Raw genomic sequence first — 12,399 nt, forward strand, 5'->3', positions numbered from 1 at the left:
GCCGGACGAATGACATGCCGAAAGTCGAACAGGTGTTCTACTGTAGGGGGGTGGGATGGGACAACGGGCCGCCGAGCTGGGCGGAGATGGAGCGGGTGCTTTCCGGGCGGCCACCCGGGCCCGGCGCTGGACTCGGTGACGGCGGGGACGCGCCGGCGTGGTCACGCGGGCGGGGGGCCTATCGGGCGCAGGAGGTGGAGCCGGTCGCCGGCGCGGTCCGCTACGCCGAACTGCATGCGCACAGCGCGTTCAGCTTTCTCGACGGTGCGGCCCTGCCCGAGGAGATGGTCACCGAGGCGCACCGGCTGGGTCTGACCGGACTGTCGCTGGTCGACCACGACGGCTTCTACGGGGTGGTGCGGTTCGCCGAGGCTGCTCGCGAACACCGGTTGCCGACGGTCTTCGGGGCCGAACTGTCGCTGGCCCGCGACGCGGTGCGGGCCGGGGCGGTGGATCCGCCGGGCGAACATCTGCTGGTGCTGGCCCGCGATGCGGAAGGCTATCGACGGCTGTCCCGGACCATCGCCCAGGCGCATATGAGCGGCGGCGAGAAGGGATTGCTGCGTTACGACGACGAGGCGATCACCGCCGCGGCGCCCGGTCACTGGATGATCCTCACCGGGTGCCGGAAGGGCTCGGTGCGGCGGGCCCTGGCCCGCGGCGGCCGGTCCGCGGCCCGGCGTGCGCTGGGGGAGCTCGTCGATCGGTTCGGCCGGGACGGTGTGGCGGTGGAACTGACCGCCACCGGGAGCAGCGACGACGATGAACGCAATGCGGTACTGGCACAGCTGGCTGCGGAGTTCGGGGTGCCGCCGGTGGCAACCAGCGGCGCGCACTTCACCGGTCCGGCCCGGCGGCGGCTGGCGCTGGCGGTCGCCGCGGTGCGCGCCCGCACCGATATCGACACCATCGCCGGCTGGCTGCCCGGGGTGGGCGGTGCGCATCTGCGCAGCGGCGACGAGATGGCCCGGTTGCTGCCGGCGCACCGCGATGCGATCGACAATGCCGCGGACATGGCCGACGACTTCGCCTTCTCCCTGGGGCTGATCGCACCGGAGCTTCCACCGTTCGACGTCCCGGCCGGGCACACCGAGGCCAGCTGGCTGCGGGAGCTGACCGAACGCGGTGCTCGGCGCCGCTACGGCACGCGCGCGCAACGTCCGGACGCCTATCGGCAGATCGACCGGGAACTGGGCATCATCGAGACCCTGACCTTTCCCGGGTACTTCCTGGTGGTGCACGACATCGTCGCGTTCTGCCGCGATAACGACATCCTCTGCCAGGGACGGGGCAGCGCCGCCAACTCCGCGGTCTGTTACGCCCTGGGCGTCACCAGTGTCGATCCGATCGCCGCGCAACTGCTGTTCGAGCGGTTCCTCTCACCCGAACGTGACGGGCCGCCGGACATCGACATCGACATCGAATCCGACCGTCGCGAAGAAGTGATCCAGTACGTCTACGCCCGGCACGGACGTGAACACAGTGCGCAGGTGGCCAATGTGATCACCTATCGCGGACGCTCGGCGGTGCGCGATATGGCCCGCGCCCTGGGCTACGACCCGGGCCAGCAGGACGCCTGGAGCAAACTGCCCGATTCGGCGCCGCCGGATGTGCGGGCGATGGCCGCCGAGGTCTCCTCGCTGCCCCGGCACCTGGGGATCCACTCCGGCGGCATGGTGATCTGCGACCGGCCGATCGCCGATGTCTGCCCGACCGAGTGGGCGCGGATGCCCGGGCGCAGCGTGCTGCAGTGGGATAAGGACGACTGTGCGGCCATCGGCCTGGTGAAGTTCGATCTGCTGGGGCTGGGCATGCTCTCGGCGCTGCACTATGCGATCGATCTGGTGCGCGAGCACAAAGGTATCGAGGTGGACCTGGCGACGATCGACCTCACCGAGCCCGCGGTCTACGACATGCTGTGCCGGGCAGACACCGTCGGTGTCTTCCAGGTGGAATCGCGGGCCCAGATGGCGACGCTGCCGAGACTCAAACCGCGCAACTTCTACGATCTGGTGGTCGAGGTCGCACTGATCCGGCCCGGCCCCATCCAGGGCGGCTCGGTGCACCCGTACATCCGGCGGCGCAACGGGCTGGAGGAACCCACCGTCGAACATCCGTCCATGCACAAGGCGCTCGATCGCACCCTGGGGATCCCGCTGTTCCAGGAGCAGCTGATGCAACTGGCGGTCGATGTGGCCGGTTTCGATGCGGCCGAGGCCGATCAACTCCGCCGCGCGATGGGGTCCAAACGCTCTCCGGAGAAGATGCAGCGACTGCGGGCCCGGTTCTATGCGGGGATGGAACAGGTCAACGGCATCACCGGGGAGACCGCCGACCGGATCTTCGAGAAGATGGCGGCCTTCGCCAACTTCGGATTCCCGGAGAGCCATTCGCAGAGCTTCGCCTCGCTGGTCTTCTACTCGGCCTGGTTCAAACTGCACCATCCGGCGGCGTTCTGCGCGGCCTTGCTGCGCGCCCAGCCGATGGGCTTCTATTCCCCGCAGTCACTGGTGGCCGATGCGCGTCGACACGGGGTGCGCGTCCACCGGCCCGAGGTGAACGCCTCGCTGGCGCACGCGAGCCTGGAGAATGCGGGCCTGGACGTGCGGATCGGACTGGGGGCGGTCCGTGGACTGGGGGTCGACGCCGCCCGGCGGATCGTCGACGATCGTGTGGCGCGGGGGCCCTACGCCGATATCGCCGACCTGTCCCGCCGGACGGAATTGACTGCGCCGCAGCTGGAATCGCTGGCCACCGCCGGGGCCTTCGCATCGCTGGGCCATGACCGCCGGACCGCGCTGTGGGAGGCCGGAGCGGTGGCCGGTCTGCGCGAGGATCAGTTGCCGGTGGTCAGCCCCCGGGCGGCACCGACCCTGCCGGGGATGTCGGAGATCGAACTGGCCGCGGTGGATGCCGCCGCGACCGGGATCACCCCGCACAGCTATCCGACGCAGTATCTGCGGCCCCGGCTGGCGGCGATGGGGGTGGTTCCGGCCGACCGGTTGCTCTCGGTGCCGGACGGTTCGCGGGTGATGGTCGGCGGTGCGGTGACACACCGGCAACGGCCGGCCACCGCGTCGGGGGTGACCTTCCTGAACCTGGAGGACGAGACCGGGATGGTGAACGTGGTCTGCTCGGTCGGGCTGTGGACGCGGTACCGGAAACTGGCGCAGACCGCCTCGGCGCTGCTGGTCCGCGGTAAGGTGCGCAACGCCGAAGGGGCGGTGACCGTGGTCGCCGACCGCCTGCAGCAACTGGATCTGCGTGTGGGCACCCGCTCACGTGACTGGTGCTGAACCGTCCGGGGCCCGGAATCCGGGGGCAGCCGGCCTCGGCATGGGATCATCGAAGGATGGCCGCAGCTCCGCAGCAGATCGCCGTGACGGTGAAACCGAACAGTAAGAAGGGCCCGCTGGTGCAGACCGGCCCGGATGGCGCCTTGACGGTGTACGTGCGTGAGCCGGCGACCGAAGGCAAGGCCAACAAGGCCGTCGGTGTGCTGCTGGCCGAACACTTCGGTGTTCCCAAGAGTGCCGTTGTCTTGGTCGGCGGCGCCACCTCGCGGCTCAAGCGGTTCCGGATCCGGTGAGTGCGCACCGGTCGGCTACCCGCGAGTTCGTCGCCGCGATAGTGTCACGCCACAATGGTGGGGGGCGATCGCGCGTGGCGGTGGCCGAGAGTCGAAAGAGAGCTGGTGAGACATGGAGGTCGTGATCACTGATCACCCCGAACAGGTGCTGGCGGACATCATCACCGAGGTGGTCCGTGAGGGGGCGACGACCCTGGGTCTGGCGACCGGATCGTCACCGGTGCCCACCTACACCGAACTGATCCGGCGCCACCGCGAAGAAGGGCTGTCGTTCCGCGGGATGCAGGCGGTCCTGCTCGACGAATACGTCGGTCTGCCCCCGAACCATCCGGAAGCCTATGCGCGATTCATCCGCGACAACTTCACCGACCACGTCGACTTCGATGCGGTGCACTCACCGGACGGCATGGCCGCCGACGCCAAAGGGGCCGCTGCCGAATACGACGAGCTGATCGCCCGGCTGGGACCGGTCGACGTCCAGCTGCTCGGTATCGGCAGCAACGGTCACATCGGCTTCAACGAGCCCTCCTCCTCGCTCACCTCGCGCACCCGCATCAAGACGCTCACCGAGAAGACCCGCCGGGACAATGCGCGCTTCTTCGGTGGAGACCTGGAGCAGGTTCCCCTGCACGTGGTGACCCAGGGACTGGGCACCATCTGCGAAGCGACACATCTGGCGCTGGTGGCCACCGGCGAGACCAAGGCCGAGGCGATCGCCGCGGCGGTGGAGGGCCCGCTGTCGGCGTCGTGCCCGGCCTCGATCCTGCAGTGGCATCCGCGCGCCACCGTCGTGCTGGATCCGGCCGCCGCCTCCCGGCTCCGGGACATCGAGTACTACCGCTACGCGTACACCCACAAGCCGTGACCCCGCTGCCGTGACCCCGCTGCGGTGACCCGCGCCGTCCAGCCGCCCGGTCAGACGGCGCCGGGAAAGCCCTGCTGCCGCCAGGCCTCGTAGAGCGCGACGCTGGTCGCATTGGCCAGGTTCATCGAGCGACGATCGGGCAGCATCGGAATGCGCAGCTGATCGGTCACCTGCGGGTCGCGCAGCACATCCTCGGGCAGACCGGTCGGCTCGGGACCGAAGAGCAGGACGTCGCCGCGGCGGTACTCGACCTGCGTGTAGAAACGCCGGGCATGCGCGGTGAAGGCGAAGACCCGCTGCGGCGCCAGTGCCGCCCACGCCGTCGGCAAGTCCGGATGCACGCTCACATGCGCCATCTCGTGGTAGTCCAGTCCGGCCCGGCGCACCTGCTGATCGGTCATGGTGAAACCGAGCGGCTCGATCAGGTGCAACTGAACCCCGGTGTTGGCTGCGATCCGGATGGCATTGCCGGTGTTGGGCGGAATGCAGGGCTGGTAGTAGACGATTTTCAGGTCGAACGATGCGGGCTCGGGCACCCGGTCATTCTCCCAGGCTCAGCCCTCGGCGCGCGCGGGGGTCCACCCCGCCGGGGTCCGGCCGGTGACCAGGAATTCCCCGAGCTGCGCCTTGGCGGCGTCGCTGAGCTCGGGATCCACGTGTGGGTAGATCACCGGCTCCTCTTTGGAGTTGTGTGCCGACAGCAGCTCCAGCAGCTCGTTGCACGCCTGGATCGCTGCGGTCCGCTTGGGTTCGGTGTCGACGTCGTCGTGCTCGAGCAGCGCCTCCAGGGCATCCAGTCGCCGCCACATCTGTCCGTGCTCGTTCTCCATCACCATGATGGGCATGCGCAGCGCGCCCTGTTTGAGGGGCGGGAAGACCAGGTCTTCTTCGAGGTAGATGTGGCGGCGCAGGGCGTGCAGGCCGTCGACCAGCGGACGGGCCCACTCGCCGAGGGACTGCGCCGGCGGAGTCCGGGTGAAACGTTCGATGGCGGCGTCGATCTCGTGGTGTTCGGCGGTCAATGCCGTGGCGAGATCGGTCGGCTGGCTCATCGGTTGCTCCTGACTCTCGACTCAGATGGTGCCTTTCAGGCTACCCCCGCAGGTCAGCGCGTGCAGACCGCATAACGCCCGAGGCCGACCTTCTCCATGATCAGCGAGGCGGGGCACCAGCCGGCGTAGGCGTAGAACGCCAGGTTCAGGGCGATGAAACCGGTCAGGAACAGCCACCATGGGCCGAGGGTGGCCACCAGGATGATGCTGACGAAGAGCATCAGCGAGGCCAGGGCGGGCACCAGGCGGTCGACGGTGAGCTTGTTGTCGGCGTAGCGCGAGAGCGACATGAGGACTCCTCATAGGGGTGAGGCCGGGCCTGTCGGCCGGCCTCGTCGATGAACGGAAGGATGACCGAACTATACCCCAGGGGGTATGCATCGCACTAGATTGTGGCCTCGGTCGCGCGGGGCACGGTGGGGGATCGGCCTCGGTGATGGAACAATGGGGAGCCGTGACGGCGATTCGACTGGACGGCAAGACCACTCGCGACGAGATCTTCGAGGACCTGGCCCAACGCGTGGAGCGGCTGCGCGGCGCGGGCGTGCTGCCCGGCCTGGGCACCATCCTGGTGGGCGACGATCCGGGCTCGCACTCGTACGTCAAAGGCAAGCACGGCGACTGTGCCCGGATCGGTGTCGCCTCGATCCGCAAAGATCTGCCGGCCGATGCCAGCCAGGAAGAGCTGAACGCGGCGATCGACGAGCTCAACGCCGATCCGGCCTGCACCGGCTACATCGTGCAGCTGCCCCTGCCGCGGCATCTGGACGAGAACGCGGCGCTGGAGCGGATCGACCCGGCCAAGGACGCCGACGGTCTGCACCCGATCAACCTCGGCCGGCTGGTGCTCGGTGAAGAGGCCACCCTCCCGTGCACACCGCGCGGCGTGGTGCATCTGCTGCGGCGGTACGACATCCCGATCGACGGGGCGCACGTGGTCGTCGTCGGCCGCGGGATCACCATCGGCCGCCCGATCGGTCTGCTGCTGACCCGGCGCAGCGAGAACGCCACGGTGACCCTGTGCCACACCGGCACCCGGGATCTGGCGCAGGAGGTCCGCCGCGCCGACATCGTGGTGGCCGCGGCCGGCGTGGCGCACCTGATCACCGCGGACATGGTCAAGCCGGGGGCCGCGGTGATCGATGTCGGCGTCAGCCGCGGTGACGAGGGTCTGATGGGCGATGTCGCCCCGGACGTCTGGGAGGTCGCCGGTGCGGTCTCACCCAACCCCGGCGGCGTGGGTCCGCTGACCCGGGCCTTCCTGCTGGTCAACGTCGTCGAACGGGCCGAAGCCGAGTTGGCGGCCCGGGCGCAGTGACCGCTGCCGGGACCGCCGCCGACAAGACGGCCGCCGCTGCGGCGGCCGCGCGGCATCGTGCCGAGCTGCGCCAGCGGATCCTGCGGCAGATCCCGTTCCTGTTCGTGATGTCGATCGTGCTGCTGGCGGCGATCCTGGTGCTGTTCGACCGCTGGCGCCGCGGCAGCGTGGCGTTCGGGGCCGCACTGCTGGTCGGCGCCGTCTTCCGCGCCGTCCTGCCCAACGACCGGGCCGGACTGCTGCAGGTCCGCAGCCGCCCCTTCGATATCGGGGCGCTGACCTCACTGGGGGTGCTGGTGATCTGGCTGGCCGTCTCGATCGACTCGCTGGGCACCGGCGACCAGTTGTAAGACGTGGGCCCGGACCCCGGTCCGGGTATCGCCCGGCGTTGAGCTCAGCGGGCGGCGCGTTGCTGCCGTGCCAGTTCCAGAGTCTCGGCCAGCAGCTCGCCCACGGCCTGGCGCTCGGTGAGGAAGCCGTCGTGGCCGGCGGCCGAATGCACCACCCGCAGTTCTCCGACGCAGTTGCCCAGTTCGGCGGCCAGTTCGGCCTGCTGATACAGCGGATACAGGCGATCGGAGTCGATGCCGACCACCATCGTCGGCACCGGGCAGGAGTTGAGAGCGGCGGTGACTCCACCGCGCCCGCGGCCCACGTCGTGGGAGTTGAGTACCTCGGACAGGACGGCGTAGCTGCCCGGGTCGAAGCGCGATTTGAGTTTTTCGGCCTGGTATTCCAGATAGCTCTGCACCGCATAGCGACCACCGTGCAACGGTTCCTCGTCGCCCTGCGGAGCGTTCTGGAAGCGCTCGTCGAGTTCGACGTCGTACCGGTAGCTCAAGTGGGCCATCCGCCGTGCGATCCCCATCCCGGTCATCGGGGCACGGCCGGTGCCGTAGTAGTCGCCGCCCTGCCAGTCCGGGTCGGCGGTGATGGCGGCGATCTGGGTGGTCTGGGTGCCGATCTGATCGGCCGAGGCGCGCGCTCCGACCGCCAGGACCAGCCCGGTGTCGATCATCTCTGGGTGGGTCACCAGCCACTCCAGGGCTCGGGCACCGCCCATCGAACCGCCGGTCACCGCGGCGAACCGGGTGATCCCCAGATCGGTGAAGGCGCGGTATTCGGCGGCGACCAGATCGCGGACGGTCAACCGCGGGAACCGCGATCCCCACGGCTTGCCGTCGGGGGCCACACAGCACGGTCCGGTGGAGCCGAAGCAGCCGCCGATGGCGTTGGGGGCGATGACGCACCATTCGTCGGTGTCGACGGCGCAGCCGGGCCCCACCAGACCGTCCCACCAGCCGACCATCGAGAAACGCTCATCGGCAGGTCCGGTGACGTGCGAGTTGCCGGTCAGGGCGTGCAACGCGAGGACGATGTTGTCACGGGCCGCGTTGGGGGTGCCCCAGCGCTGGAAGGTGACGGTGGCGTCGTCGAGTTGCTGCCCCGACTCCAGCGGTAGATCTCCGATCGGAACGACGACCTGGACGCCGTCGGGGCCGGTGGCCCAGTCGGCGCCCAGGACCATCGTCGTCCGGTCGGAGGTCACAGACATCGTCGCTCAGGCCTTGGCGGCCGCGAAGCCCTTGTCCAGGTCGGCGAGGATGTCGTCGATGTTCTCGATGCCCGCGGCCAGGCGGATCAGGCCCGGGGTGACACCGGCGGCGGCCTGAGCGTCGGGGCTCAGCTGCGCATGGGTGGTGGATGCGGGGTGGATCACCAGCGAACGCACATCGCCGATGTTGGCGACATGGCTGTGCAGTTCCAGGCCGTCGACGAACTTCTTGCCCGACTCCAGGCCGCCGGAGATCTCGAAGCCGATCACCGCACCGGTGCCCTTCGGGAAGTGCTTGCGGCCCAGTTCGTAGTACGGGGACGACTCCAGGCCGGCGAAGGCGACCGATTCGACCTGTGGGTGGGCTTCCAGGTATTCGGCGACCTTCTGGGCGTTCTCGACATGGCGTTCCATCCGCAGACTCAGGGTCTCGATGCCCTGGGCGATGAGGAAGGCGTTGAACGGGGAGATGGCCGAACCGGTGTCGCGCAGCAGCTGCACGCGCGCCTTGAGGGCGAAGGCCGGGGCACCCAGATCGGCGTAGACCACACCGCCGTAGCTGGGGTCCGGGGTGGTGAAGCCGGGGAACAGGTCCTGGCCGTCACGCTGGACCCGCCAGTCGAAGGTGCCGCCGTCGACGATCACACCGCCGATGGACGTGCCGTGCCCGCCCAGGTACTTGGTGGCAGATTCGACGACGATATCGGCGCCGTGCTCGATCGGGCGGTACAGGTACGGGGTCGCCACGGTGTTGTCGATGATCAGCGGCAGCCCGTTCTCGTGGGCGACCGCGGCCACGGCGTCGACGTCGAGCAGCTGGTTGTGCGGGTTGGCGACGGTCTCGCCGAACAGCGCCCGGGTGTTGGGCTGGATGGCCGCGCGCCAGGACTCCGGATCGTCCGGGTCCTCGACGAAGATCACTTCGATCCCGAACTTGGGCAGGGTGTGGGCGAACAGGTTCTGGGTGCCGCCGTAGATCCGCGGGCTGGCGACCACGCTGCTGCCGGCATCCATCAGGTTCTGGATCGCGTAGGTGGTCGCGGCCTGACCCGAGGCGAGCAGGAGAGCGGCGACGCCGCCTTCCAGCGCGGCGATGCGCTGCTCGACGGTGTCCTGCGTCGGGTTCATGATCCGGGTGTAGATGTTGCCCGGCTCGGCCAGCGCGAACAGATTCGCGGCATGGTCGGTGTCGTTGAACACGTACGAGGTGGTCTGGTAGATCGGCAGAGCCCGGGCGTTGGTGTCGCCGACGGTCTGTCCGGCGTGCACCTGCAGGGTCTCAAAGCTCCAGTTGTTGGCGTCAGACATGGACGAGAGAATCTCTTTCTCTTCTCGACCGGGCGATACCCGGATGGGGGTCCGGCCCTCGGACCCGCGCTTGTCGCCCCGGCGTTATGGCGACCAGGTCATCACCCGGAGCACCCCACCGCGGTTGGAGGGTTGCCGATCAGCGAGCCGGGGCTTGGCGCTGATGCTCATGACCTGTGCTTCAGGATATAGCACCGTGGTCGGCCCGGAGAAACGACTGGGACCACCGTGAGTAAAACTCCCGGACGGGTCCCGGTGCTGTGCTAACACATCCGCCGCCGGTCCGTGTCCCCTATCCTGGGTCTACCGCCGAGCTGTGTTTAGGATCACAATGGCGAGGCTCGGTGTCCGCAGCCCGGCCACCGAACGTCTCGGCTCGGCCGAGAGTGCTGACACCTGGGGATGGATCGATGAAGTCGTTGTTTGCTGGACGGGCTCCACGGCGCTGGGCCGTGTCGGTGGCCGCCGTGGCCGTGGTGGGCGCGCTCGGTGCGGTGCCGGTCGGCAGCGGGGTGGCCCATGCCGATCCCTACGAGTGCGGCGGCGGCGCGGTGATTCTGGTCGCCGGGACCAATGATCCGGGTGCGGGTGCGCTGGTCGGGGTGCAGCAGCGGTATACCGGCCTGGGACCGGACGGAAAGCCCGATGGGAACAGCCCGTACAACGCAGAGCCGTACAAGGTGATCGTCGCCGAGTATCCGACGACGCTGTGGCCGCTGGGCTCGGTCGGGTACAACGACGACGTCGAACGGGGCAAGGCAGCCACCGAGGCGGCGATCGCCGAATACCGTGAGCACTGCGGCGTGGACAACGAGATCGTCGTTGCCGGATACTCCCAGGGCGCGCGGGTGGCCGGGGACGTGCTGTCCGATATCGCCAACGGGCGCACCGATCTGCCGAAAGAGAACCTGCGGGGGGAGCTGTACTCCGATCCGCGCCGCGACGGGCCCGAGAGCGCCCGCGGCATCGAACTGGGCATGATCGGGGTGCTCCCGGGACTGACGATGATGGGCCCGCGCAAGGACGGCTTCGGTGACATCCCGGTCACCAGCTACTGCATCCAGGGTGATGCGGTCTGCGATCTACCCGATCCGCTGCACGATCCGTTCGGGGCCATCGACGGTCTGGTCGGCTACTTCACCAAGCACGGCCTGTATCCGTTCCAGATGTACAAGCCGGTCGACGCGTGGGACTGCGACGAAGTGCAGACCGGTGCCTACATCGACTGCATGGTGAAGATGCCGTCGGCGATCTCGGGGCTCCGGCAGGATCTGGTCGACAAGGTGCGCGAGACCCTCGGTCTGGCACCGCGCCAGGTGGCCGACCTGTGGGGTCTGCTGCCGAACATCAACGGTATCTTCCCGCACGCCAACCTGTCGGATCTGCAGAAGTACATCGCGCCGGTGATGACGCTGCTGCCGCAACTGCCCAAACTCGGCTACGGCGGTTACCTGCCGGATCTGCTGATGCTCACCGACGTGCTCGAGGGCGTCGTCAAATTCGACGTCGACAAGATCAGCGCCGGTCTGAAGGGCCTCGCCGGCAGCGCCCTGTCGATCATCGCGATGCCGGTCAATTTCGCCGACTACTGGGTTCGCCAGGCGCTGGCCGTGGCCCGCCCGTCGACCACCGGACTGGTCCTCGACGACACCTCCGCACAGTCGCTGGGTCAGCGGCTGTCGCTGCTGCCGAGCCTGGACAGCGATGCGTCCGACCAAGACCCGGAAGCGAAGACCTCCGATGTCCGGCAGGAGCGGCTCCGGTCGCTGAAATCTGACCCGAAGGAGAGCCGGCCGGACGTGAAGATCACCGAGACGAAGCGTCCGCAGACTCCGACCGAGGAGGCCGTCCTCGAATCGCCCGGCACCAAGTCGCCCGGCACCAAGTCGCCCGGCACCAAGTCGTCGGCCACCGAATCGTCGACTGTCGAGTCGACCCCGACGACCAGTACTCGCCCGACCTCCACTCCGCCCGAGACGGGGCGGCCGGAGACGAAGCAACCGGAGTCTGGTCAACCGGAGTCTGGGCAACCGGAGTCTGGGCAACCGGAGTCTGGGCAGCCGGAGACCAAGCAGCCAGAACTGACCCAGCGGCAGATCCCGACCGACACCGACGGACTGTCGCAGCTGCCGGCAGCGAGTTGACGACGACCTGTTGTGCGGCGGCGCTCTCGGCGCGGCGTGATTGAGGCTGGCCGTCGCCGGGTACCCCGGGGTGGACCTGCCCGATTCGATCCAGAGGAGCACGCCATGCCGATGATGACCGCCAAGGGCAACCCGCGAAAGTCGGAGTTGCCGGCGCCCGTCGCTCGCTCGGAGGCCAAGGCCCAGCGGACCTTCGCCGAGACCTACGACAACGCGATGGAGGAGTACGACGGTGACTCCTCGCGTGCAGCCCGGGTCGCCTACTCGTCCCTCAAACACAGCTACGAAAAGGTCGGCGATCACTGGGAACGCAAGGATTCGCCGGGGCCCTCGGACAGTCGGGCCCGCAGTGGCGGGCCCAACCCCTCCGGGCGGTCGGCCGGGGGTGTCGATGCCGAGGCCAGCAAGGATCACCTGTACCGCATCGCCCAGCGCCTGGACATCGCCGGACGGTCGACGATGGCCAAGGCGGAGCTGGTCGAGGCCATCGACGAGGCGAACCAGAAGGCGACTGCAGACAGCCGTTCCGGCCGCAGCTGACAGGCCGGCGCCGTACGGACGCGCCAGC

General features: G+C 68.7%; 12 protein-coding genes and 1 riboswitch. Of the genes, 7 read left to right on the forward strand and 5 right to left on the reverse strand.

The genetic code is table 11. The annotated features are described in order from the left end of the window. Nucleotides 1-50: 50 nt before the first annotated feature. The 3 genes from GOHSU_RS04210 to nagB all read left to right on the forward strand — a co-directional run bounded on the left by GOHSU_RS04210 (nucleotide 51) and on the right by nagB (nucleotide 4,454). Entirely contained in the window at nucleotides 51-3,296 is a 3,246-nt protein-coding gene (locus GOHSU_RS04210; protein ID WP_024332780.1) for an error-prone DNA polymerase, read from the forward strand. A 56-nt stretch (nucleotides 3,297-3,352) separates the two neighbouring features. Then, complete coding sequence (locus GOHSU_RS04215; RefSeq protein ID WP_005937310.1) at nucleotides 3,353-3,589, forward strand: DUF167 domain-containing protein; 237 nt, start codon at nucleotides 3,353-3,355, stop codon at nucleotides 3,587-3,589. Between the two features lie 112 nt (nucleotides 3,590-3,701). Continuing rightward, the gene (gene nagB / locus GOHSU_RS04220) at nucleotides 3,702-4,454 is read left to right on the forward strand and encodes a glucosamine-6-phosphate deaminase (protein ID WP_005937319.1); all 753 of its coding nucleotides are present in this window, start codon (nucleotides 3,702-3,704) and stop codon (nucleotides 4,452-4,454) included. A 50-nt stretch (nucleotides 4,455-4,504) separates the two neighbouring features. On the opposite strand, the gene GOHSU_RS04225 is transcribed toward nagB, so the two are convergent. The 3 genes from GOHSU_RS04225 to GOHSU_RS04235 are packed head-to-tail and all read right to left on the reverse strand — an operon-like array spanning nucleotide 4,505 to nucleotide 5,796. Further along, nucleotides 4,505-4,990: a tRNA (cytidine(34)-2'-O)-methyltransferase gene (locus GOHSU_RS04225; protein WP_005937323.1), complete on the reverse strand. Its 486-nt coding sequence runs from the start codon at nucleotides 4,988-4,990 to the stop codon at nucleotides 4,505-4,507. Nucleotides 4,991-5,008: 18 nt separating this feature from the next. After that, a complete protein-coding gene (locus GOHSU_RS04230) occupies nucleotides 5,009-5,506 on the reverse strand; it encodes a hemerythrin domain-containing protein (protein WP_005937326.1) in 498 nt (165 codons plus the stop codon). 53 nt (nucleotides 5,507-5,559) lie between these two features. Then, a complete protein-coding gene (locus GOHSU_RS04235) occupies nucleotides 5,560-5,796 on the reverse strand; it encodes a YgaP family membrane protein (RefSeq protein WP_005937331.1) in 237 nt (78 codons plus the stop codon). A 164-nt stretch (nucleotides 5,797-5,960) separates the two neighbouring features. Between GOHSU_RS04235 and GOHSU_RS04240 the strand changes: the two genes are divergently transcribed. Both GOHSU_RS04240 and GOHSU_RS04245 read left to right on the forward strand, forming a co-directional pair. Next, nucleotides 5,961-6,824, forward strand: coding sequence for a bifunctional methylenetetrahydrofolate dehydrogenase/methenyltetrahydrofolate cyclohydrolase (locus GOHSU_RS04240; RefSeq protein WP_024332781.1), 864 nt, complete (start codon nucleotides 5,961-5,963; stop codon nucleotides 6,822-6,824). Beyond that, nucleotides 6,821-7,174, forward strand: a complete 354-nt coding sequence (locus GOHSU_RS04245) for a DUF3017 domain-containing protein (protein ID WP_005937341.1) — start codon at nucleotides 6,821-6,823, stop codon at nucleotides 7,172-7,174. Before GOHSU_RS04240 ends, GOHSU_RS04245 begins: the two co-directional genes overlap by 4 nt. 44 nt (nucleotides 7,175-7,218) lie before the next feature. Here the strand turns inward: GOHSU_RS04245 and metX are convergent, their stop codons facing one another. After that, on the reverse strand, nucleotides 7,219-8,379 hold the full coding sequence (gene metX, locus GOHSU_RS04250; RefSeq protein ID WP_024332782.1) for a homoserine O-acetyltransferase MetX: 1,161 nt from the start codon (nucleotides 8,377-8,379) through the stop codon (nucleotides 7,219-7,221). 6 nt (nucleotides 8,380-8,385) lie between these two features. Next, nucleotides 8,386-9,687, reverse strand: coding sequence for a bifunctional o-acetylhomoserine/o-acetylserine sulfhydrylase (locus GOHSU_RS04255; protein ID WP_005937346.1), 1,302 nt, complete (start codon nucleotides 9,685-9,687; stop codon nucleotides 8,386-8,388). Nucleotides 9,688-9,748: 61 nt separating this feature from the next. Continuing rightward, nucleotides 9,749-9,862: riboswitch (SAM riboswitch) on the reverse strand. A 235-nt stretch (nucleotides 9,863-10,097) separates the two neighbouring features. Here GOHSU_RS04255 and GOHSU_RS04260 point away from each other — a divergent pair. Both GOHSU_RS04260 and GOHSU_RS04265 read left to right on the forward strand, forming a co-directional pair. Beyond that, nucleotides 10,098-11,831, forward strand: a complete 1,734-nt coding sequence (locus GOHSU_RS04260; RefSeq protein ID WP_024332783.1) for a PE-PPE domain-containing protein — start codon at nucleotides 10,098-10,100, stop codon at nucleotides 11,829-11,831. A gap of 105 nt (nucleotides 11,832-11,936) precedes the next feature. Then, nucleotides 11,937-12,371, forward strand: a complete 435-nt coding sequence (locus GOHSU_RS04265; protein WP_005937351.1) for a ChaB family protein — start codon at nucleotides 11,937-11,939, stop codon at nucleotides 12,369-12,371. Nucleotides 12,372-12,399 lie beyond the last annotated feature (28 nt).

It is taken from the genome of Gordonia hirsuta DSM 44140 = NBRC 16056 (genome assembly GCF_000333015.1).
Lineage (GTDB): Bacteria > Actinomycetota > Actinomycetes > Mycobacteriales > Mycobacteriaceae > Gordonia > Gordonia hirsuta.